The organism is Stenotrophomonas sp., assembly GCF_032061965.1.
Lineage (GTDB): Bacteria > Pseudomonadota > Gammaproteobacteria > Xanthomonadales > Xanthomonadaceae > Stenotrophomonas.
The window spans coordinates 28,092-50,125 of sequence record NZ_DAMBEF010000012.1 but is presented as its reverse complement, the minus strand read 5'-3'; the positions used below and the strand labels follow the sequence as shown (position 1 = coordinate 50,125).

General features: G+C 63.6%; 21 protein-coding genes. 8 read left to right on the top strand and 13 right to left on the bottom strand.

The genetic code is table 11. From position 1 onward, the window contains the following. Positions 1–45 precede the first annotated feature (45 nt). From RT460_RS08450 to RT460_RS08435, 4 genes are read right to left on the bottom strand one after another with little or no spacing between them, the layout of a single operon-like run. Positions 46–852 carry an N-formylglutamate amidohydrolase gene (locus RT460_RS08450; RefSeq protein WP_313318371.1) on the bottom strand — a complete coding sequence of 269 codons (807 nt, stop codon included), beginning with the start codon at positions 850–852 and terminating at the stop codon, positions 46–48. Then, entirely contained in the window at positions 845–1,396 is a 552-nt protein-coding gene (locus RT460_RS08445) for an NUDIX hydrolase (protein ID WP_313318370.1), read from the bottom strand. The genes RT460_RS08450 and RT460_RS08445 overlap by 8 nt, the downstream gene beginning before the upstream one ends. Then, complete coding sequence (locus tag RT460_RS08440; RefSeq protein WP_313318369.1) at positions 1,393–2,331, bottom strand: 5'-3' exonuclease H3TH domain-containing protein; 939 nt, start codon at positions 2,329–2,331, stop codon at positions 1,393–1,395. The genes RT460_RS08445 and RT460_RS08440 overlap by 4 nt, the downstream gene beginning before the upstream one ends. Further along, complete coding sequence (locus tag RT460_RS08435) at positions 2,328–2,903, bottom strand: nitroreductase (protein WP_313318367.1); 576 nt, start codon at positions 2,901–2,903, stop codon at positions 2,328–2,330. Before RT460_RS08435 ends, RT460_RS08440 begins: the two co-directional genes overlap by 4 nt. A 312-nt stretch (positions 2,904–3,215) precedes the next feature. Between RT460_RS08435 and RT460_RS08430 the strand changes: the two genes are divergently transcribed. Next, complete coding sequence (locus tag RT460_RS08430; RefSeq protein WP_313318366.1) at positions 3,216–5,522, top strand: DUF1631 domain-containing protein; 2,307 nt, start codon at positions 3,216–3,218, stop codon at positions 5,520–5,522. A gap of 84 nt (positions 5,523–5,606) precedes the next feature. Next, positions 5,607–6,710 carry an NAD(P) transhydrogenase subunit alpha gene (locus tag RT460_RS08425; protein ID WP_313318364.1) on the top strand — a complete coding sequence of 368 codons (1,104 nt, stop codon included), beginning with the start codon at positions 5,607–5,609 and terminating at the stop codon, positions 6,708–6,710. A 130-nt stretch (positions 6,711–6,840) separates the two neighbouring features. Here RT460_RS08425 and RT460_RS08420 read toward each other — a convergent pair whose 3' ends face one another. From RT460_RS08420 to RT460_RS08410, 3 genes are read right to left on the bottom strand one after another with little or no spacing between them, the layout of a single operon-like run. Continuing rightward, complete coding sequence (locus RT460_RS08420; protein WP_313318363.1) at positions 6,841–7,269, bottom strand: DUF3106 domain-containing protein; 429 nt, start codon at positions 7,267–7,269, stop codon at positions 6,841–6,843. After that, a complete protein-coding gene (locus RT460_RS08415) occupies positions 7,269–7,580 on the bottom strand; it encodes a hypothetical protein (RefSeq protein ID WP_313318443.1) in 312 nt (103 codons plus the stop codon). Before RT460_RS08415 ends, RT460_RS08420 begins: the two co-directional genes overlap by 1 nt. Before the next feature lie 38 nt (positions 7,581–7,618). After that, a complete protein-coding gene (locus RT460_RS08410; RefSeq protein WP_313318362.1) occupies positions 7,619–8,173 on the bottom strand; it encodes an RNA polymerase sigma factor in 555 nt (184 codons plus the stop codon). A gap of 136 nt (positions 8,174–8,309) precedes the next feature. Between RT460_RS08410 and RT460_RS08405 the strand changes: the two genes are divergently transcribed. Genes RT460_RS08405 through RT460_RS08395 form a run of 3 tightly spaced genes read left to right on the top strand, consistent with a single transcriptional unit; the run spans position 8,310 to position 10,530 of the window. Beyond that, on the top strand, positions 8,310–8,612 hold the full coding sequence (locus tag RT460_RS08405) for an NAD(P) transhydrogenase subunit alpha (protein WP_293707626.1): 303 nt from the start codon (positions 8,310–8,312) through the stop codon (positions 8,610–8,612). Further along, on the top strand, positions 8,609–9,097 hold the full coding sequence (locus tag RT460_RS08400; RefSeq protein ID WP_313318361.1) for a hypothetical protein: 489 nt from the start codon (positions 8,609–8,611) through the stop codon (positions 9,095–9,097). Before RT460_RS08405 ends, RT460_RS08400 begins: the two co-directional genes overlap by 4 nt. Next, on the top strand, positions 9,094–10,530 hold the full coding sequence (locus tag RT460_RS08395) for an NAD(P)(+) transhydrogenase (Re/Si-specific) subunit beta (protein ID WP_313318360.1): 1,437 nt from the start codon (positions 9,094–9,096) through the stop codon (positions 10,528–10,530). The genes RT460_RS08400 and RT460_RS08395 overlap by 4 nt, the downstream gene beginning before the upstream one ends. 12 nt (positions 10,531–10,542) lie before the next feature. Here the strand turns inward: RT460_RS08395 and RT460_RS08390 are convergent, their stop codons facing one another. The 3 genes from RT460_RS08390 to RT460_RS08380 form a co-directional block, all read right to left on the bottom strand. Further along, the gene (locus RT460_RS08390; RefSeq protein ID WP_313318359.1) at positions 10,543–11,478 is read right to left on the bottom strand and encodes an AraC family transcriptional regulator; all 936 of its coding nucleotides are present in this window, start codon (positions 11,476–11,478) and stop codon (positions 10,543–10,545) included. A gap of 138 nt (positions 11,479–11,616) precedes the next feature. Further along, complete coding sequence (locus RT460_RS08385; RefSeq protein WP_313318358.1) at positions 11,617–12,489, bottom strand: helix-turn-helix domain-containing protein; 873 nt, start codon at positions 12,487–12,489, stop codon at positions 11,617–11,619. 357 nt (positions 12,490–12,846) lie between these two features. Further along, on the bottom strand, positions 12,847–13,776 hold the full coding sequence (locus RT460_RS08380) for an AraC family transcriptional regulator (RefSeq protein ID WP_313318357.1): 930 nt from the start codon (positions 13,774–13,776) through the stop codon (positions 12,847–12,849). A gap of 285 nt (positions 13,777–14,061) precedes the next feature. On the opposite strand from RT460_RS08380, the gene RT460_RS08375 reads away from it, so the two are divergent. Then, entirely contained in the window at positions 14,062–15,966 is a 1,905-nt protein-coding gene (locus RT460_RS08375) for a sulfotransferase (RefSeq protein WP_313318356.1), read from the top strand. Here RT460_RS08375 and RT460_RS08370 read toward each other — a convergent pair. Genes RT460_RS08370 through RT460_RS08360 form a run of 3 tightly spaced genes read right to left on the bottom strand, consistent with a single transcriptional unit; the run spans position 15,951 to position 20,065 of the window. Next, positions 15,951–16,625: a 2OG-Fe(II) oxygenase gene (locus tag RT460_RS08370; protein ID WP_313318354.1), complete on the bottom strand. Its 675-nt coding sequence runs from the start codon at positions 16,623–16,625 to the stop codon at positions 15,951–15,953. The genes RT460_RS08375 and RT460_RS08370 overlap by 16 nt on opposite strands. Continuing rightward, a complete protein-coding gene (locus tag RT460_RS08365; RefSeq protein ID WP_313318353.1) occupies positions 16,579–19,677 on the bottom strand; it encodes a TonB-dependent receptor in 3,099 nt (1,032 codons plus the stop codon). The genes RT460_RS08370 and RT460_RS08365 overlap by 47 nt, the downstream gene beginning before the upstream one ends. Further along, a complete protein-coding gene (locus RT460_RS08360; RefSeq protein ID WP_313318351.1) occupies positions 19,643–20,065 on the bottom strand; it encodes a hypothetical protein in 423 nt (140 codons plus the stop codon). The genes RT460_RS08365 and RT460_RS08360 overlap by 35 nt, the downstream gene beginning before the upstream one ends. A gap of 107 nt (positions 20,066–20,172) precedes the next feature. Between RT460_RS08360 and sufT the strand changes: the two genes are divergently transcribed. Beyond that, complete coding sequence (gene sufT / locus RT460_RS08355; protein WP_313318350.1) at positions 20,173–20,724, top strand: putative Fe-S cluster assembly protein SufT; 552 nt, start codon at positions 20,173–20,175, stop codon at positions 20,722–20,724. A gap of 96 nt (positions 20,725–20,820) precedes the next feature. After that, the gene (locus RT460_RS08350) at positions 20,821–21,921 is read left to right on the top strand and encodes a branched-chain amino acid aminotransferase (protein WP_313318349.1); all 1,101 of its coding nucleotides are present in this window, start codon (positions 20,821–20,823) and stop codon (positions 21,919–21,921) included. The last annotated feature ends 113 nt before the right edge of the window (positions 21,922–22,034 follow it).

Below are 22,034 nucleotides of genomic sequence, written 5' to 3'. Positions count from 1 at the left end.
CAGCCAGCGTGCTGCAGCGGCTGGAAGTCGTGTCTGGTGCGCAGCCTACGTCGCTGCAGCCGCTTCCAGCAGCTTGGGTTGCAGGCTGCGGAACACACGCTCCAGGCGCTCGGCCCAGGCGTGTTGGCCGGCCGCATCGGCAATCAGGTCCTGGCGGATTTCCAGCTCCACATGCACCAGGCCACGCCCTTCGCCATGTACTGGCACGGCGTAGTCGCTGCTGCTGTTGACCGAATAGGGCTGGTTGTCGCCGACCACCAGGTCGCCTTCGGCATGCAAGGCCTGCAGCAGAGCGTGGGCGAAGCGGGTGTCCTGGTGGTAGAGCACGCCGGCATGCCAAGGGCGCTCTACGCCGGCCATCGCCGGGGTGAAGCTGTGCATCATCACCAGCAAGGTGGGCTGGCCGGCATCACGGCGCCGGTCAAGCTCGGCATCGATACGCGCGTGGTAGGGCGCGTGGATCGCGTCGATGCGCTGCTGGCGCTGCACCGGGTCCAGCGCGAAATTGGCGGGAACCGGCGTGCCATCGCTGATCTCGGGAATGAGCGTGGGCGAAACCAGGGGGCGGTTGCAGTCGATCAACAGGCGCGAATAGGTTTGCTCGATCGCCCACGCGTCCAGGCGTTGGGCCAGCGCGCGGGTGGTGCCGGCGATGCCGATATCCCAGCCGATATGCCGGTCCAGTTCGTGCTGCGGCAAGCCCAGCGAGTGCAGCGCGGTGGGTATCTGCTGGCCTGCATGGTCGGCCAGCAACAGGAACGGCGAGCGCCCGTGTTGGTTGTGCAGGCTGAAGACCGCAGGGTCATCGGCGCCGAGCAGCGGCGGCAGCGGGTGGCTACCCGAATCAGCCACGGCGGCGCCCGTCCAGATGGTGTTCGATCATCCACAGGCCGGCCCACAGCTTGGCATCCAGCGCATAGCCTTCGCCCATCTTTTCCACCAGCCAGGCAGCGGCGCGCTCGCGCGGGATGCTGTGCACGGTGATGTCCTCGCTGTCGTCACCGCCGCCATTGCCGACCTTGCGCAGGCCGGTGGCGCGCACAAAGGCGATCTTCTCGCTGCTGGCGCCGGAGGAGGTGGGGCCGATCATCAGCACTTCGGCGTGATCGGCGGTCCAGCCGGTTTCTTCTTCCAGCTCACGGATGGCGGAGTTCTCGATGGATTCGCCGGCATCGATGTCGCCGACCAGCCCGGCCGGCATCTCGATGGTGCGTGCCTGCAGCGGAACGCGGAACTGTTCGACAAACAACACCTCGTCCTGCGGGGTGACGGCAATGATGATCGCCGCCAGGCCGCCGGCATGGGTGCGCTCGCTATATTCCCAGGTGCCGCGCACCACCATGCGCTGGTACTTGCCTTCGTAGACGACGCGGGGTTCGGCGGTGTTCTGGCTCATGCAAACTCGCTGGCAGGAGGGGTGGGGGATTGCAGACCCGCGGCGGTCAACAACCGGCGCCGGGTCATCGGGCCGAAGCGCAGCGCCTCGCACAGCCCGCCGAGCATGTCGCCGTCACCGTTGCCGCGGACAAAGCCGGCGTCGGCATTGTGCAGCGGCGCGTTCAAGGCCACGGTCGTCAGCTGGCGGAACAACAGCGCCTGCTCGCGCTGCTCACGCAGGCGGCTGGCGATGGTGGCGGCACCGCGCAGGCGCAGGAAGGGTACTTCGTCGATGCGTTCGAGCAGGGCATCAAGCGTGCCGAAATGGGCAAGCAGGACTGCGGCAGACTTGGCGCCGATGCCCGAGACACCGGGGATGTTGTCCACCGCGTCGCCGCTGAGGGCCAGATAGTCGGCAACCTGGTGCGCGTGCACGCCTTGCCGGGCTTTCACCCCGCTTGCGCCCCAACGCTGGTTACGGGCGTAGTCCCATTGCTCGTCATGTTCCAGCAGCAGCTGGGACAGGTCCTTGTCTGCGGAGACGATGACGCCACGCAGGCGGCCACGGCTGGCGTGCAGGGCGCTGCCGATCAGGTCGTCGGCTTCGTATTCGCGGTCGGCCAGTACTTCCAAACCCAGCGCGGCGCACAAGGCCTTGCAGTGGGCGAATTGGCGGCGCAGTTCTTCCGGTGCCGGGTCGCGGTTGGCCTTGTACGACGGATACAGCGCGTGGCGGAAGCAGCTGTCCAGCGCCTCGTCGAATGCAACCGCGATATGGCGGGGGCGTTCGCGTTCCAGCAGGTCCAGCAGGAAACGGGCAAAACCGTGAACTGCGTTGACCGGCCAGCCCTGGTTGTCCTTGAACTCGTCCGGCATCGAGTGCCAGGCGCGGAATACGTAAAGGCTGGCGTCGATCAGGTAGAGCGGCTGCAGCGGTGCGCTGGTTGCGCTCACGGCTGCCAGTCCTGCAACAGCGTCGCCGGGTCCGGGCGGTCACGGTCCGGGACGGCGATCTTCGGCGTGCCGATATGGATGAAGCCGACGATGCGCTCATTGGCGGCCAGGCCCAGGTGGGTGGCCACGGCCGGGTCTTCGCTCATCCAGGCGGTCAACCATTGCGCGCCGAAACCGAAGCCCTGCGCGGCCTGCAACAGCGCGAAGCAGACGCAGCCGGCGGTGAGCAACTGTTCCTGTGCGGGCACCTTGGGGTTGTCACGCAGGTGGGCGATGACGGCGATCACCAAGGGCGCATGGGAGAAGCGCTGGCGGTCCTTCTCGACCGCCGCCTCGGCCGCGTGCGGGTCGCGTTCGCGACTGCGCTGGGCCAGGAACTCGCCCAGGGCGTGGCGTGCATCGCCCTGCAGGCGCAGAAAACGGAACGGCACCATCTTGCCGTGGTCAGGCACGCGTACGGCCGACTGCAGCATGCGCAGCAAGGTGGCGTCGTCAGGGGCGGGGGCGCCCAGTTGCAGGGAGGGGACCGAGCGGCGCTGGTCCAGCGCCTGCAGGAAGCAGTTGTCCGACATGGGTCACGGGCAGGGAAAGCGGCTATTGATTATAGACGCCGGGGGGTGACGGCCCGCTTGCAGGATGGCAGGAGGCGATTTGTGCGCTCGGTCCGGGGGCCTGAATAGCGTTACGGTCGCCAAAAAGCCCCCGCGCGCTTAGCATGTCGGCCACGCCGGGCGGTTGCATGTGAGGTATGAAGTGCGCACTGCATCACTTACCCTGTTCAGCTTCTCGGCCTACCATGCAGGGGCGGAAACAGGGGCCGCGCCTGCATCAAACCATCCTTTCATTAGAAGTCCAGCGCCTAACAGGGTGCGGAGCCTTTGCGCATGATGTCCAATCCGCATCCCGCCGGTCCCGGTCGCAACCAAAGCCTGTTGTCGATGGCGCGCGAATCCGCGTTGCCGTCCCTCTCCAAGGCCTTCGACAAGGTGTTGGGGGGCTTTGATGACGTGCTGTTCGACCGTGCAGAGTCGGCGGGGGCATCGCAGCTGGTGTTCCTGGATGGCATGCGCGAGCTACGCCGTCGCCGTGAAGAAATCTCGCGTCGCTTCGCCAGCCACCTGCAACAGGCATGGGCGGCATTGGAATCAGGCACCCCGTTGTCGGCAGAAAGCGCGCTGGCCGGGCAGAGCGAGGGCGGGCTGAGCCTGGTGCCCGAGCACGTGCTGGAATCGCGGCTGGCGGTACGCAACTTCGCCACCGTGCTGTTGCGTGACTGGAAACAGGTATTGCAGCGCATCGACCACCGCCTGGCATGGATCGCAGGCGTGCCGGCGCTGGACGCCGATACCAACCCGATCGGGCCCGAGCACATCGCCGTAGCGGTGCACGAGGCCTTCTATACCTGCGAGCTGGCCGTGGAAGTGCGGCTGGTGTTGTTCAAGCTGTGTGAGCGTGAATTTGCCGCCGGCATCGGCAAATTGTACGAATCGGTGGATGCGCGCCTGGCCGAGGCTGGCGCTGCGCCCGAAATCGCCGCACCGCGCCGTGCCACGCCGCAGCGGCCGGCAACCCAGGCCCCTGCCGATTCAGACGAAGGTGATGGCGATCCTGGCCACGCGCCGATGTGGGCACAGCGCTTTTCCGAGCGCTGGAGCCAGCGGCGCAGCAGCATGGCAGGCGGTGCCGGTATGGACGGCCCTGCGGGCGGCGGCTTTGACGGTGGCGCGGCCGCCTACGGTGGTGATTCGCAGAACATGGTGCTCGAGGCCCTGCACGAACTGCTGTCGCAGTCCCGGCAGGCGCGGGAGGGCGCGGCTGCCGCTTCGCCGCAATCGGCCACGGCCGGCGGGCAGCACCGCGCGCTGAACCAGCGCGAGATGATGTCGGTGCTGTCGTTGCTGCAGGCCACCCCCAGCGCCACCCTGCGCGCGGCGGTGGGCGAGGAAGGGGAGTCACTGGCGCAGCGGCTGAAGAGCGAAGTGCTGTCCGGTGCCACCCGCCTGGGCGTGGACCCGGCCGAGGCACGGCTCGACCCGCAGGACGAGGACGCCATCGACCTGGTCAGCATGCTGTTCGACGTGATGCTGGACGAGCGAGAGCTGGAAGGACGCTCGCGCGAGCTGATCGGGCGTCTGGTGGTGCCGTTCGTCAAGGTTGCGATGCTCGACCGCCGCATGTTCGTGCAGAAGACCCATCCGGCGCGCAAGCTGCTCAACTCGCTGGCCGAGGCCTGCGAAGGCAATGCCGGTGAAAGCCAGGCCGAGCGCGCGCTGATGGGCAAGGTCGAGGAGATCATCGAGCGCCTGACCGCCGAGTTCAATGAGAACCTGGCCATCTTTCTGACCCTGGAAGAAGAGTTCCGCGAGTTCCTGGCCCAGCACCGTCGCCGTATCGAGATCGCCGAGCGTCGCGCAGCCGAAACCCAGCGCGGCCAGGAAAAACTGGAAGTGGCGCGTGCCCGCGCCGCGACCGAGCTGGACAGCCGTATCAACGGGGTCGCCTTGCCCAAGGCGATCGAGGATTTCCTGGGTCAGCCCTGGAACCACCACCTGACCTTGACCCTGCTGCGCGAAGGCGACGAAGGCGAAGGCGTGGTCGAAACCTTGAAGCTGGCCGATGCGATGCTGGAAGAAGTGGCCGAAGCACGCCGTCACATCGTCGGCAAGCCATGGCTGCAGGCCTGCCAGCCGGCGCTTCGAAAGGTGTTCGGCAGCGTGGGCCTGCACGGCGATGGTGGCAGTGCGGCCATCGATGCCTTGCATGACACCTTGCAGTCCATTGCCGAGGCCCGTCCGGAACTTGAGCGCGCGCTACCGGAATTGCCGCAGGTCGCCTTGCCGATGCCGCCGGTGCAGGAAGCGCCTGCCATCGAGTTCGGCAGCGCCACCAAGGCCGAGGACTTCGATGACAGCGATGCCGAACGCTTCCGCAAGATGGAGATCGGCACCTGGCTGGACTTCATCGACAAGGAAGGCAAGCTACAGGCGGGCAAGCTGTCCTGGATCAGCCCGATTTCCTCGCGCCTGCTGTTCGTCAACCGCCGCGGTATCCGCTTCTGCGTGGCCTCGCCGGAGGAACTGGCGGTGATGGTGCGCCTGGGCAGGCTGCGCGCGCATGTCGATGACGGTGCGTTCGACAGTGCCATGCAGGGCGTGCTGGACCGGCTGGAGCCGCAGTTCTCCCCGGTCTGATCACTGCGCGCGGGCTGCCGCGCCGTTTTGGTCCATGGCTTTGCTACGATCCGGTCGTTGATCCATCGTGCATCGAGGACTGGAATGGCCGTTGATGTCTGCGTAGTAAAGGAAGCCGCTGAGGGTGAGCGGCGTGTTGCCGCCACGCCGGAAACAGTGAAGAAGCTGGTGTCCGCTGGTGCGCAGGTACATCTGCAGCCGGGCGCGGGAACTGCCGCTGGATTCCCCGACCAGGCCTATGTGGATGCCGGGGCCAAACTCGGTGACGGCTTGGAACAGGCGGATCTGGTGCTGTGTGTACAGGCACCGCCGCCAACCACGCTTGCCCGCCTCAAGGCCGGCGCGGTGCTGGTTGGCAGTCTGCACCCGCAGGCTGACGCCGAACGCGCCGCCACCATCCAGGCGCGCCAGCTGCAGACCTTTCCGCTGGAGCGCCTGCCGCGTACCACCCGCGCCCAGGCCATGGACGTGCTGAGCTCACAGGCAGGCATGGCCGGTTACAAGGCCACCTTGATCGCTGCACAGTTGGCGCCGCGTTTCTTTCCAATGCTGACCACAGCCGCCGGCACCATCCGCCCCTCGCGGGTGCTGGTGGTGGGTGCTGGTGTGGCGGGCCTGCAGGCCGTTGCCACCGCCAAGCGCTTGGGCGCTGCGGTGGAGGGTTTCGACGTTCGGCCGGAGACGCGCGAGCAGATCGAGTCGCTGGGCGGCAAGTTCCTGGACCTGGGCGTCAGTGCTGCAGGCGAGGGCGGTTATGCCCGGCAGCTGACCGAAGAAGAGCGTGCCGAACAGCAGCGGCGCCTGGGCGAGCACCTGAAGAACGTGGATGTGGTGATCTGCACTGCCGCGGTGCCGGGCCGGCCTGCGCCCAAAATCGTGACGGCGACGATGGTGTCGGGCATGCGCCCGGGCAGTGTGATCGTCGACCTGGCCGCCGAGACCGGCGGCAATTGCGAGGCCACCCAGCCCGGACAGACCATCGACGTCGGCGGCGTCACCGTGGCCGGGCCGCTGAATCTGGCCAGCATGGGCGCGGTACACGCCAGCGAGATGTTCGCGCGCAACGTGTACAACTTCGTCGCGCTGTTCCTCAAGGACGGCAAACTGTCATTCGACTGGAATGACGAGCTGTTGGCCAAGACGGTGTGGCCACCGCGTCCAGCCGGCGGCGAGATCCCGCCGGTCTAGTGCTGCTACCCCGCGCAGAGCGGAGCGATGCTCTGCTGCTGGGGCCTCGGCGCGGGTGAATGCTCTCCAGCGTCGGGGCAACTCGCAGCACAGGCCTGGTGGGCAGGTCGGTAATGCGCCTGCCCCTGGATCAAGGTGACGGACGCGCCGCCGGTGGATTGGCATCCACCCACTGGCGGCGCTGTTCCGGGCTCATCTTGTTCCATTGGTCCCGCAGCTGCTGGCGCTGGTCCTTGTCCATGCCGCGCATCTTGTCGAACAGCGCCTGTGCGTCGCGGCGCTGGCTGGGTGACATGTTCTCGAAGCGATGCATGCCACGGCGGGCTTGTTCGCGTTGCTCCGGGGTCATCTGCTGCCAACCGCGTGCGTGCTCATACATGCGCTGGCGGCGCTCGGGCGATGCATTCCAACGGTCACGCATCGGCGCGATCAGGGTTTCGCGTTGGGCCGGTGTGAGCTGGTCCCAATCGGGCAGGGGGGGCGCTTGCTGCGCCAGGGCAGGGGCGCAGGCCAGCAGCAGTGGCAGCAGCAGGGACAAGGATCGGGTGTGCATGGTCATCATTCCATCGCCAGAGTGTCCGAGCCCAGCCACAGGTACAGCTCCGGGCTTTCGTCGAACAGCAAGGTGTCGTCGTCCTGCGCGAGGTCGGCGACCGTTGGGGTGGGTGCCGGCGGCACGCTGTTGTTGTTGAACTGCAGGCCCAGCGCCACGGCCAGGACAGCCGAGCAGGCCGTGGCCAGCATCCAGCCACCACGCCGCCAGGGCGATGTACGCGGGGCAGGCGCGCTGGCCTGCTGACGGGCTTGGCGCAGGCGCGCCAGCGTGGCCGGGGGCAGGGCGGCATCGGCATGCTGCTGCAGTTGCCGCAGCGCGTTGTCGAAACCTTCGGGGTTGTTGGGTAGGCGGCTCACCGCACATCCTCCAGTTGCTGCATCAGGGCGTCGCGCGCGCGCGACAAATGGGTTTTTACCGAGCCTTCCGAGCAGCCCATCGCCTTGGCGGTGGTGGCCACGTCCAGCTCCTGCAGCACGCGCAGGCTGAAGGCCTCGCGTTGCCGGGCGGGCAAACGGCGCAGTGCTTCCACCAGCCGTGTGTATTGCGTCTGCTGCTGGTGGCGCTCGGCCGGGCCGGGGGTTTCGTCGGCCCAGTCGATGGCGCTGTCCTGGTCCTGGTCTTGCTGCGGTGCCCAGAATTTCAGGCGGAAGTTGCCGCGCCGCTGCAGGTCGATGATGCGCCGGCGCAGGATGCTCCAGAACAGCGGTGTCCACTCGGCGGGCGGGTGGTTGCGGTAACCCAGCATGCGCTCCATCGCATCCTGAACCGCGTCCAGGGCGTCCTCGCGCTGCCGCAGCCCGGCTTCGGCAAAACGGTAGGCGCGCGGCCCAATACCCGCCAGGAAGGCATCCAGCGAGGCGGGTACAGGATCAGCTGTGGTCGACAGGGGCGGGCTGGTCACCAGCACAGGGTAACGGTTCCAGGGGATCTCACCGGTGATAACGCACCAGTGCGTGATCGGTTGACAACGCAACCGTCGCATCCGCTTTGCCGGCATGGTTATGATGCCGGGCAGGCGTTTGCAGCCTTCGGAGAGAACAGCAATGGGCGACGGGTTCGTAGCGTTATACATCTTCATGCTGGCAGCCATTGCCGGCCATGTGATCATTTCGCGGGTGCCGGTGATCCTGCACACCCCGCTCATGTCCGGTTCCAACTTCATCCACGGCATCGTGCTGATCGGTGCGATGGTGGTATTGGGTCACGCCGACACCACGCTGGAGAAGGTCATCGGCTTCATCGCGGTGGCGCTTGGCGCAGGCAACGCCGCCGGCGGCTACGTGGTGACCGAGCGCATGCTGGACATGTTCAAGAGCTCCAAGAAGCCCGAAGGGAAGGACAAGTGAGCAAGCCCGCCGATCCCGCGCCGCTTGGCGCAAGGCAGTTGTTCCAGTGGCTCAGCTACCTGCAGTACCCGGCATTGCTGGTGGCTTTCGCCTATGCGGCGCGGCCCTTGTTCAACGGCATGGAGGGCATGCTTGATGCCTACAACAGTGCATTGCTGTACGCCGGCGTGGGTGTCGGCATGTCCTCGCTGCAGGATCCGTCCAAAACCCAGAACAAGGTGTCCAAACGGGTATGGCAGGACCCACGTAAAGGTCGCTTGATGCTGTGGCTGATCAGCGCGCAGGCGCTGTTGCCCATCGTGCTGGGGTTGGTGGGCGCCGCACTGGCCACGACCACGGCGCTGTCGCAGTTGGCGCTGGGTTTGGTGGCCTTCGGCCTGGGCATGATCGGCCTGTTGAAGACCGCCATTGAAATGCGTGAACACCATCGGCTCGACAAGGACGCCAACCGTGGCACCGATCCGGCTCTGGAGGCCGCTGCATGAGCATATCGATACTGGTCAATACGAGTTATCTGGTTGCAGCCACGCTATTCCTGCTGGGCTTGCAGCGCATGGCCTCGCCCAAGACCGCGCGCAGCGGCATCCAGTGGGCGGGCGCGGGCATGTTGATCGCGACGGCGGCGACGTTCTTCCTGCCGGGCCTGCACAACATCGCGCTGATCCTGGTGGCCTTGGTGCTTGGTACTGGCCTGGCCTGGGTATCGGCCAAGAAGGTGGCCATCACCGATATGCCGCAGATGGTTGCGCTGTACAACGGCATGGGCGGTGGTTCGGCCGCGGCCATCGGTGCGGTTGAGCTGCTGCGCTTTTCCGAGCTGGCACAGCGCGATACCAGCCATTGGAGCGCGCAGGCGATTGCCGACCTCGCCGCACGGCAGCCGTCCACGACGGTACTGGCCTTGGCGGTAATCGGGTCGGCCATCGGCGCGGTGTCGCTGTCGGGTTCGATCATTGCCTGGGCCAAGCTGGACGGTCGCCTGGACAAGCGGGTTACCTTCCCGGGGCAACAGGTCTTCAATCTGCTGGTGGCCGTGGCGATGGTGGCGTTGGGCATCTGGGCGGCGATCAGCCTGCAGCCAGTGGCCATCATCAGCTTCTTTGTCGTGGCGTTGGCTTTGGGTGTGCTGATGACGTTGCCCATTGGTGGCGCCGACATGCCGGTGGTGATCTCGCTGTACAACGCGTTCACCGGCTTGGCGGTGGCGTTCGAGGGCTATGTGCTGGGCAACGAGGCGCTGATCATCGCCGGCATGATGGTGGGCGCGGCCGGCATTCTGTTGACCCGCTTGATGGCCAAGGCGATGAACCGGCCGATCAGCGGCGTGCTGTTTTCCAATTTTGGCGGCGGCGGGCAAAGCGCCGAGATATCCGGCAGCCAGAAGCCCATCGAGGCCGCCGACGTGGCCGCGATGATGGCGTTTGCCGAGCGCGTGGTGATCGTGCCCGGCTATGGCTTGGCGGTGGCGCAGGCCCAACACAAGATATGGGAACTGGCGCAGCGTCTGATCGAGCGCGGGGTAAAGGTGAAGTTCGCCATCCACCCGGTGGCTGGGCGTATGCCCGGGCACATGAACGTGTTGTTGGCCGAGGCCGGCGTGCCGTATGACCTGATCGCCGACATGGATGACATCAATCCGGAGTTCGCCAACACCGATGTGTCGCTGGTGATTGGCGCCAACGACGTGGTCAATCCGGTTGCCAAGACCGACCCCGGCAGTCCGATCTACGGCATGCCTATCCTGGATGTGGTCAATTCAAAGAACACCATCGTGATCAAGCGTGGCAAGGGTACCGGTTTTGCCGGTATCGAGAACGCGCTTTTCTACGCTGACAACACGCGCATGCTGTACGGCGATGGTGCCGAAGCGGCCAGCACCCTGGTCAGTGAGCTCAAGGCGCTGGACGGCGGGCATTGATTCGCGCGGCTGTCAGCAGGCAGCCGCTGCGTATTCGTGTTGCACCCGCGGCTGCTTCACCAAGGGCCTGCGGAGTTCGGAGACTGTTGCCTTCTGCTTGCGGCGAGCAACGGTCGTGGTGCAGCCAAAGTTGTGCTTGAACGCGCGGCAGAACGCGCTTTCGCTCTCGAACCCGAGCTGTTCGGAAATCTCGCAGATCGGCGCGTTGGTGTCACACACCAGCTCCCAGGCGCGTTGATTGCGCAAGCGCGCGGCGTATTCGCTTGGGGTTTCGCCAAAGACTTCACGATAGACGCGGATCAGGTGGGTCGGTGAGTAGTTGGCAGCTGCGGCCAGACTGGTCATTCCCAGCCGGTTGTCCACGTTGCATCGGATCAGGTGTTGCACGCGTAGCAGGCGCAACAGCGTCTGATGGCGGCGCAGCGCAGTACGCCCACTGCAGCGCTCCAGTTGGCTGTACAGGGGGCGCTGACGTTCGATCAATGCCTCACGCAGCCCGCCCAGCATGTCGCTGGCATGGTGGCTGCCAGCGCCCTTGAACCAACGCGGACGGCACAGCTGTACCATGATGCGCGCCAGTTCGACGTCGCACTTCAGTTCGCGCGGGATCAGATTGCTGATGATCGATGCCATGCTGCGCAATGGACGCTGCCACAACGCGGCGGGTGCGGCCACGCACAGCCACCAGCACGGCTGCGGACTGAACTGCCGCAGGCTGCCATCGGTCCAGAGTTGGATGTGGCGTGTGGACAGCTTCCAGGGTGTTGTCCCGTTGATCATGTCCACAGTGCCATCCAGTACCAGGGTCACGCTGACCCAGCCTGCGGGGATGGACAGGCGGCCGCCCCGACCGCGACCGCTGATGGCGTGAATGCGGTCGCCGAGATGTGTCGATAGGTCCAGGCTCTGCGAACCTTGGATGACGTGGTGTTGAATGCTTGCTTGCACAGGCAGGCTCCTGACAATCTGAGGAACAGGACGGCACTGGGAGCGCCGGCCCGCAGCGGTTCGGGGGGTCTGTTGATCTAGACGCAGGGACAGCCGAACACCTCACCTGTACTTCGTGATCCAGAAGGACGCGCCCGGTCAGCGCTCGCCGAGACCTTGGCGCGCCACTCTGCGGGCCCCACCGGTAGTCATGCCGAAGGCCTGTTTGAACGCGCGGCAGAAGGCGCTTTCGCTTTCGAAGCCGAGGGTGGAGGAGATCTCGCCGATCGACATGGATGTGTCGCGGACCATCTCCCACGCGCGTTGCTGGCGCAGCCGAGCGGCGAACTCGCTGGGCGTTTCCCCAAAGACATCGCGGTATACGCGGATCAGGTGGGTCGGCGAGTAGTTCGCGCTGGCCGCCAACTGCTGAAGGTCCAGCCGCTGCCCTGTGCCATGGCGGATGAGATGCTGCACCCGGAGCAGGCGTAGCAGGGTGTGGTGGCGTCGGGCGGGGGTGCGGCCGGCGCAACGCTGCAGGTTCTCCCGCAGCAGATGCTGCTGCGCGAGAAGGGCAACGCGCAGTTGCCCGAGCTGCGCGATCTTCTGCGGTGATTTGTGGTTACTCGGCGCCAGCGGGCGAACGGTTTGTACGAACTGCCGGATCAGTCGTGGCGAAGCACGGAACTCACTGGGCAGCAGGACGTTCGGGGTGAGGTGGACGGGCACAGGAATGCGCTGCCACAAGGCGCTTGGAGCGGTGATGCACAGCCAGCATCCACTGGTACGTAGGGACGCTCGCAATCGACCATCGACCCACACCTGGCAGTGTCGGTTGGCAAGCGTCCAGGCGGTTTGTGTGCTCTCCATGACCAGCTGTCCGGATAGCACCAGCACGATGCTGTGCCAGCCGGCGGGCATCAATGCACTGCTGTGGCGGCCCTCGCAGATTGAGAAGTGGAAGCTGTCCCCTGCCAATGTGCCAACGTCGAGTGTCTGGCTGGCATGGAGGAAGTGTTGCCTGAATTTCACCGTGACTCCTTGCGGTGGACCCATTTCTAGGTCTGACACGCAACGCGCGGCCGTGAGACGGGCGCGCTGACCGTTGCGATCTCCTTCAGGTAGAGACGCAGGATGGGAGCATCAGCTCAGCTGCAGCAGGTGAGCGGCAACACTGGGTTCGGCGGGGTGCGCACCATCGTGAAGTGACAACGCTGGTGTGTGGCTCGTTGGAATCAGGCGTGACTCAATATCGGGGGAGTCAGTCGAGTGCCCCACAGATTCCGCAGGGACGCTTGGAATCAGGCGTGACTCAATATCGGGGGAGTCAGTCGAGTGCCCCACAGATTCCGCAGGGACGCGGCGCCCGGGCCGAGCGCCCTGCGTAACTCAGCAGACGACGGTCAATAGTTGACCATCGGCGGTGGTTGAACCCTTGGACGTCGGGCAGGATGCCACTTTACTGTCGAGATTCTGGCGGCGGGCTTGGCTGGCGGTACATCCGAATGACTGTTTGAAGGCTCGGCAGAATGCACTCTCCGTCTCAAACCCGAGCGCATCGGCAATCTCGCATATCGACAGCCTTGTAGTGCAGGCCATGTTCCAGGCCCGCTGCAGTCGGAGACGTGAGGCAAACTCGAACGGCGTCTCGTCAAAAACGTCGCGATACACCCGGATCAGGTGGGGTGGCGAGTAATTGGCCACCGCGGCGAGGTGGTTGAGATCCAGTCTGGCGTCCACATTGCAGCGGATTAGATGTTGAACCCGTAGCAGTCGCAGCATGGTTTGATGGCGGCGCTGCGCGGTACGGCCACTGCAGCGCTCAAGGTAGTCGCGCATGGTTTGCTGGCGCTCGACCAGCGTGTCGCGTAGGACCATCATGCCGTCCTGGATGGCAGCGTTGTTGGCGGTATTCCGAAAATTGCATCGACGTGCAATGTGCAGAATGGTGCTGGCGAGCTCGCGATCGCAACGAACCTCATGTGGGATCAAAAGGTTCGTGACCGAAGGCGATCTGGGGATTTGATCCCAAACCGAGGCGGGAGCTGCAATGCAGAGCCACCAGGCAGGTGCGCGATTGGTATGACGTAGCCCGCCGTCCAGCCAGACCTGCAGATGGTGGCTGAAAATCTGCCAGGGTGCATCGCCACTGTTTAGTTCCAAAACACCGCTCAATACCAGCGTCACGCTTATCCAGCCAAGAGGAACGAGCAGGCGGGCACCGCGGCCACATCCCATGGCAACGTGCACGTCTGTGGCCGGCAGGCTGGCGAGGTCCAACGCCTGGGAGCCATGGATTGAGTGGTGCTGAATTCCCATTTCGTCTCCAACCCCGACCTTGGTCGAGGTGCTCTGAAGTGTCGGAAAGCACTGCATGGGGACGCGTCTGGGGGAAAATCGCACGCCAATCCAATTCCCGCAACGAGAATGAAAATTTCATATTTCGCTCAGGAAAAAAGAAACCCGGCAGTTGCCGGGTAGATTCGGGCTGACCCGCTTGCCCAGTGATTTTGGGCTGAGTAAGGTCGGACTTGCAGAGAGAGAGAATGGGTTTTACCAAGCCCCCGAATGGCACCATCCTGCGCTCATTCCCAGGAGTGGCCAGTGCCGTACTTTGCAGTTGAATTGTCGAAAATTGCGATTCTGCTCGATGTTCTGTGGATTCATTTGAAACTATCTGGAGCGGTGATGCGAGCAGAGTTGCAGCAGGCATTGACGGAGATGGCCCATGGGCGCCAGCAACGTGCAGAGACGATGATGCGCGCGTGTTTGGCTCGGGAGCCAGGCTTTGTGGCGGGCATGGAAGTACTGGCCATGGCGTTGGCACAACAGGGGGCCGCATCGGAAGCGAGGATCTGGTTTGAACGAGCAGCACACTTGCAGCCGCAGATATCGGCAGCGTGGATGAACCTGGGCAATGTCTGTCTTGAGTGCGAGGACGCCGATGCAGCCGCAGTCGCCTTCCAGCGCGCCCGCGCCCTGGGTACCCACGATGTCGCATGGCTGCTGGGATATGGGTTGGCGCTGCTTGGTAAAGCCTGCTTTGTCGAAGCGCATCGCCACCTTGAGGCCGCCTTCTTGCTCGAGCCGGAGGCGGTGGATGTGCGTTTGGCGTATGCCCAGAGCCTGGCCGAGCTCGAATACTTCGATGTGCTATCGGCATGCCTGGATGGACTGCCGGAGCCGCCGTGCATCACTACCCAGCGCAGGGCACTCGCGTGGCTTTTGGCGCAGGCGGGAAAAGACCGGGAGGCGGTGCGGCTCTACGCGCAGCTGCTGAGTGAGGTCCCGCATGAGGTTGAACTCCGCGCTCAGTATGCGTTGTTGCTTGAGAGGCTCAACCGGGTAGAGGATGCGGCCGAGGTGCTGGATGGCATGATGACCGAAAACGCCGGGAAAGCAGCGGGACTGGTGGCATTGGCGGCGGCACGGGTAGCTCGGCGTCAGCGGCGGCCCGCGGAAGCGATCACATGGGTGCAGCGTGGTCTGCAGACATTGCAACCCGCGGCGATGTTGGCGCAACTGCAGTTCGAACTGGCCCGCAACTACGATCTTCTGGCTAACCAGGATTCAGTAATGACTGCTCTGGAACAGGCCCATCTGGCGGCAGGAAGAGCCTTTGGACAGCGGTCCAGAACGGAGGCGAGCGGGGTGCTTGCCTGGTTGGATCAGCGGCTCATGCGGCCGTTGACTGCGCCACTGGCAAAAGCATCTGACCGTGTTGATATGCCTGAGGACCCTGTCTTTCTGGTCGGGTTCCCGCGTTCAGGCACTACCTTGCTGGAACGCATGCTGGATGCGCATCCACAATTGGCAGCGCTGGACGAACGCCCCGCGCTGGAGGCGGTGATAGACAGATTGCGATCAGCACCTGGCTGGCGCGACGATGATCTCGATGCGTCGCTGGCCTCAATGGGGATGGCTGAGGTCGTGGCGGCAAAGCAGCACTATTGGGATGAGGTTGGCCGATACGTCGCGGTCGAAGGGCGATTGGTGGACAAGTACCCGTTGACGATGACTCGGCTGCCCTATGTTGCGCAGTTGTTTCCCGCTGCCCATTGGCTGCTGCTGCTGCGACATCCTTGCGATTGCGTACTCAGTTGCTACATGCAGGCATTTGGTTCGAACGGAGGTGCATTGGCGTTTGGTTCGCTTGAATCTACTGCGCGTACCTATGCAACCATCATGGCGTGGTGGCAGGAGCAGAGCGTGCAGGTCTCGGCAAACGTCCACATCCTGCGTTATGAAGACTTGGTCAGCGATCCGGACAGGGAGTTGAATGAGGTGATGAGTTTCCTGTCGCTGTCCATGGAGCAGCAGCAGCGTTCTTTCGACGAAGAGGCCAGGCGGCGCGAAGTCAGAATCAATACACCAAGCTATGCACAGGTGGCTCAGCCCCTCAATTGCAATGCGGTGGGTCGCTGGCGCAACTATCGAAAGTACTTCACCCAGGATGTGCTCGATGTTCTGGCGCCTTGGGTCCATCGCTACGGCTACACGCTGGACTGACGTTGGGGAAAGCGCAGGTAGGTGGAAAGGATGTACTTGTCCTGCTCTGGTGACGCTTCGCCCTGATGTGCGTACATCCAGTACGGTGGGAACATCAGCAGCCTGCCGCAGCGTGGCGCAACGCCTGTGTTCAGGCCGGGAAACCAGGTGCGGCCGCCAGTTTCGACATCGTTGAGATACCAGAGAAACACCAGATAGCGATCACAGACGTCATTGATCGAGTCAAAATGTGTCTGGAACTTTTCCTGGCTTTCTGCCAGGTAGCGCTTGAGGATGAGCGGGCTCAACAAGGGGCTGTCAGGAATGGCGATAGGCAGGCCGACATCCGCGTTGTAGCGCTGCAACGACTGACTGATGAGTTGGCGGAAGAAGCCCAGGAAGTTTCCGTCTGCCAAGCGACTGACATCCAGCTCGGTCCAGGCACTTTCGTCGAGGCCGGCGCGGATGCCACGGCCATTGCGTTGCTGGAACCGGGATAGCGTATTGAATGAATCTATGAGTTTTCCGCACATCTCTGGCGGCAAACTTTCGTCGTAGCTGCGGATGTAGTGGCGCAGGTCGCTGCCCGTCGCATCCGCTGCGGCGTTGGCCGCAGCGGATGCATCAGCGGTATCAGAAGCGGGCAGTCCAGCGCATCCAGTAGAAACGGCCGATTGCATCGTAGGTCCGCATATCCGTAGAGGCGTTGAAACCAGAATAGATCAATGGCGGTTGGCGGTCAGTAAGATTGCGCACGCCAATCTGGATGGAGCTGTTGTTCAGATCCTCGAAGCGATAGCCAATCTGCAGGTCGGTCTGGGTGAAGGAGGGGACCTTGCGTTTGGCGACGTAACCCGGGTCGCTTACGTCGGCCACATCCGGCGCTTCGTAGACATGGTGCACATAGCGGGTGGTGAGGCTGGCACTCAGGTTGCCTCGTGACCAGCTGATGTCATTGAGGGCGCGCCAGCGGGCCATGTTGCCGAAGCCGGATGAGGCGTTGTCGACGAATGTCCCGGCCAGTCCGCTGCTTTGGGGAATGCCGGGGAACGCGCCGACGTTGCTGCTCGGGTCACCCGAAAGCAGTTGAACGTCGTACTGGGCCAGGTAGGTGGTGTCCAGGTTCCAGCTGAATTTTCCCCACGCGCCTTCCGGGAACAGGTAGCGGAAGCCAAGGTCCATGCCAGCGGTCTTCAAGGTACCGAAGTTGCCGGTGACGTTGGTCATCTGGGCGACATCACCTGCATCATCGCGGACGAACGTGTCGCAGAACCGGCCAAAGTTGTAGCACTGGTTCAACAAGACGTTTTCCGGCAGGTTGGTGATGAACTTATCCAGCTTCACCCGCCAATAGTCGGCCGTGACACTGAAGCCCTCCAGCCAGCCGGGGCTGTAAACGAAGCCGTAGGTGAGGACGTCGCCTTCCTCAGGCAGCAGGTCGGGATTGGCGACCTGGAACGATGTCACCTGATTGTTGCTTTGGCGGAATGACCCATCTGTAGGTACCCCCGAGCAGGCATTGGGGTTGCCACCGGTGTAACCGTTGCATGGGTCGGTATAGGTACTTGCGCTCGGCACCGTCGGGGCATACAGGTCACCAATGGTCGGTGCGCGGAAGACATCGGCATAGGTGGCGCGGACCAGAAGATCGGAGAACGGCTTCCATTCGAGACCGATCTTGGAGTTGGTGGTACCGCCGAAGTTGGAGTAGTCCGAATAGCGCGTTCCCAGGGAGACGTTGAGCTTTTCGGCGAAGGGCATATCTGCGAGCAGCGGAATCAATGCCTCGGCATAGATTTCGTTGACATCGAACTTTCCTGATATGTCACCAAACGTACAAGCTTCCTGGGTGATCAGACAGACCGTTTCGCCTGGCGGGATGATGGTAAGGAAGTCGCTGCTAGACGTTGCAGACTCTTCGCGGCGCTCCACACCGACTGCGAGCGATACGGCCCCGGCGGGCAGCTGGAACAGATCGCCCGTCACGTTGGCGTTGAAGACCTTCAGGTCGTTTTCGCTGCTGCTGTGGATGGTGGGGTTGATCAGCTCCAGAGCAGCCAGCTGAGCCTGGCCGGCAGGCGTATTCGGATCCGGTGGCGGGCCCAGGAAATTGACTGGCAGGCAGCCGGCGATGGCGGTGGCCGGATCGCCGGGCGTGCGTACGCAGATGGGATTGCCGGAGGCCGGGTCGATCATGGATGGGCCCAATGCATCTGTCAGGCCAGGGCTGTAAAGGTAACCCCGCACGGCCGTCGTCTGAGGGGTCCGGCCATAGCCATAGGATGCGTCCCACGACCAACTGCTGTCGCCAAATGCGCCACGCAGCCCGGCAGTGATCTGGTAGGTCTCTGTTTCAAAGCGTGTCGTGCGTGTAGGGATGAAGTCCCGTAGGCGCAGGCGAGCATCTGTAATGTCCACGCCAAATGGGTTGTACATGCTGTCGGCGCTGATCGGCACATTGTCTACTGCCGCACGTCCGTCAAACGGCAGCGGTGCAATGAAGAACGAGGATTCGGTGCGTAACCACGACCCCAGCAAGAATCCTTCAATATTGTCGGTGAGCTGATAGTTGCCGCTCATGAACAGTGAGGTACGTTCCTGAGGGGTGAGATTCAAGTTGCCATCGGCCTGGAAGTTATAGACGTCGGTAGCGGGGTTGAAGCAGCGGAAGTCTGACTGCGACGTCCCGGGGCGGCCATCAATCCGGGTGAGCGTGACGTTGTCGCCGCTGCCGCAATTAGGGTCGGTCAGGTCAACGCCACCTGCTGAGGCACGCGGTACCACGTAACGCCCGGTCAGGATGCGGCTGGTCCCGCCGATACCTTTCTCGCCCGCATACAGTTGATAGGGCTGGCTGGAGTAGCTGCGATCCGCGGCGCTGACCTGATCCTCCTTGTCATAGCTCGCCCCCAGCATCAGCCGACCCTTGTCATTGGCGATGCCGAAGGTTGCGTCGAAACGTTGGGTGTCCGCATCACCCCGGGAAGAGGTGCCGTAAAAGGCGCTGGCTTCCAGACCTTCGAAATCCTTGCGCAGGATGAAGTTGACCACGCCGCCGATAGCATCGGAACCATAGATGGCGGAGGCGCCATCCTTCAGCACTTCAACCCGCTCGATGAGGGCCATCGGGATGGAGTTGACGTCCACCGCGCCGTTGGCGTTGGAGATGGTGCCGATCCAGCGCTTGCCGTCCACCAGTACCAGGGAGCGGTTTACGCCCAGCCCGCGCAGGTCGACGGTGGCTGCGCCTGCACCGCCGCCATTGTTGACCTGGGGATTGGTCGCGGCACCCGCAATGGCCGGGGTGCGCTGGAGGAATTCGCCCACCGTCGCAGCACCGGAACTTTCGATGTTCTGTCGATCAATGGTGAATACGGGACTGGATGTTTCCAGGTCGGCACGCTTGATGCGCGATCCGGTGACCTGGATTCGGTCCAGATTGGTGGCGTCCTCCTTGGGAGGTGCATCCTGCGCGAGAACGGTGCCGGCTGCCCCAAACGCCAAGGCAGCGGTGGAAACAGGTAGCAGGGCAAGGCGAACTGCGTGACTGAGGGGTTGGATACTCACGGGTGGCTCCGCAATGTGGTGCAGGGGAGCCTTGAAATTACGAATTATTAACCCGCGTGAATGTGCGGATAACATCCGTGAGGATGTGCAAAAACTTGCATTTGGGTGCTTCCGGGGGGCTGAGTTGGATTCAGCGCGCCGCGTACCAGCCCACCACCAGCGCAATCCCCAGCCAAACCGCCTCGGCCACGCCATTGGCCAATGAAAGCAGGGTCCAGGCCAGGTGTGGGCCCATGCGCAGGGCCGACTCCCAGGGAGCCAAGCCCATCGGGCCGCCGATATAGGTGGCTGCGATCGCCCAGTTGGCGGCCACGGCGATGATGAGGGTGGCAAGCAGGGTGAGGATCACCCGGCCGCTACCGGCACGGAAGGCGCCAAGACGCAGCATCCACGCCGCTTCCAATGCCGCGACCACGGCCATCCAGCCCGCCTGGGTGCCAGTGGCAAGGGCGGCGAGCAGCCACGCAACGGTGATGGTGATGCTTCCCAGCAGCAACAACACGAGCCAAAGCCAAGGGGCGGGGCGCTTGGCGGGTGAAGAAACTGGCGACATGGGTATTCCCGAACAGATTCCGCAGCATAGCGTTTCAGCGGCGAGTGCGCTCAGTCGGATAAAATGTCCGTATTGCGGGTAGCCACCGCGTCCCCATATCGATCCACATGTACTCGCGTAGCAGTGAACCAGTTCATTTTGAGCGTGATTGCCCGGCCGTGATGGTGCCGCAGGGCGACAGCGTGACCCTGCCTGCCGGCAGTTACGGCTATATCACCCAGGCCCTGGGTGGCAGCTATACCGTGTTTGTCGAGGGCAACCTGTTCCGCATCGCCGGCAAGGATGGCGATGCAATCGGCAAAGAGGCGCCGGCGGGGCTGGAACTGCCTGAGAACGCTGGCGACGAGGACGTCGAAAAGCTGGTCTGGGAGCAGTTACGCACTTGTTTTGACCCCGAAATTCCGTTCAACATCGTTGATCTTGGGCTTATCTACGAAGTTGACATCAAGCACCTGGACGACGGCCAGCGCGAGATCGACGTCAAGATGACCCTCACTGCGCCGGGTTGCGGCATGGGTGAGATCCTGGTGGACGACGTGCGCAGCAAGCTGGAGATGATCCCGACAGTGGCCCAGGCCGATGTCGAGCTGGTGTTCGACCCGCCGTGGGGGCGTCACATGATGTCCGAGGCGGCCCGGTTGGAAACTGGCATGCTGTAAGGCCACGCCGGCCAGGCCGGTGCTGGTTTGTGTTGCACCCCGATGCCGCGGTGGTATCGGGGCTGTCCCATCCCGCAATCTGGAAGGAATTATCCGGTGTCCCAGTCTTCCCTGAGCTTCGATGTCACCCGTTCGGACCACCCGCGCAGCGCCGAGGAGCGCGCCAAGATCCTGCAGAAGCCGGGTTTTGGTGTGTATTTCACCGACCACATGGTGGCCGTACGTTGGGACAAGGACGCTGGCTGGCACGATGCGGCGGTAATGCCGTACGGCCCGATTTCGCTGGACCCGGCGGCTGCGGTGCTGCATTACGGTCAGGAAATCTTTGAAGGCATCAAGGCCTATCGGCATGCCGATGGCTCGGTGTGGACCTTCCGTCCGGAAGCCAATGCCGCGCGCCTGCAGCGTTCGGCGCGGCGCCTGGTGCTGCCGGAGCTGCCGGCCGAGATCTTTGTCGAGTCGCTCAAGCAGTTGGTGGCGCTTGACAAGGACTGGGTGTCCGACGCTGACGAGGCCAGCCTGTACTTCCGTCCGTTCATGATCGGCGATGAGGCATTCCTGGGTGTGCGCGGCGCACACAAGGCCACCTACTACGTGATCGCCAGCCCGGCTGGCCCGTACTTCGCCAAGGGCGTGGCACCGGTGGCGATCTGGTTGTCCACCGACTTCGCACGTGCGGCCAAGGGCGGCACCGGTGCAGCCAAGTGCGGTGGCAACTACGCTGCCTCGTTGCTCCCGCAGCAGCAGGCGCAGGCGCAGGGTTGCTCGCAGGTGCTGTTCCTGGATCCCATCGAGGGCAAGTACCTGGAAGAGCTGGGCGGCATGAACGTGTTCCTGGTCTATGGCAAGGAAAACAAGCTGGTTACCCCGGCGCTGTCGGGCAGCATCCTGGAAGGCATCACCCGCGAATCGCTGCTGCAGCTGGCCCGCGATCGTGGCATGACCGTGGAAGAGCGCAAGGTCACCATCGACGAGTGGAAGCAGGGCGTGAGCTCGGGGGAGATTACCGAAGTGTTCGCTTGCGGTACCGCTGCGGTGATCACCCCGATTGGTCAGCTCAAGGGTGAAGACTTCTCGGTAGGCGACCTCAATGCGCCGGCCGGCGAAGTGACCATGTCGCTGCGCAAGGAACTGACCGATATCCAATACGGCCGTCAGCCCGACCGCCATGGTTGGTTGGTGCGCCTGGACGCCTGAGCTGCCCAGGTACGTGTTTGAGCAAACCCGTTGCGGCGCCTGCCGCAACGGGTTTTTCTTTGTCCGAACAAGCCATGTCCGGGACATGCGCAACCGTACGGTTTGACGCCCAA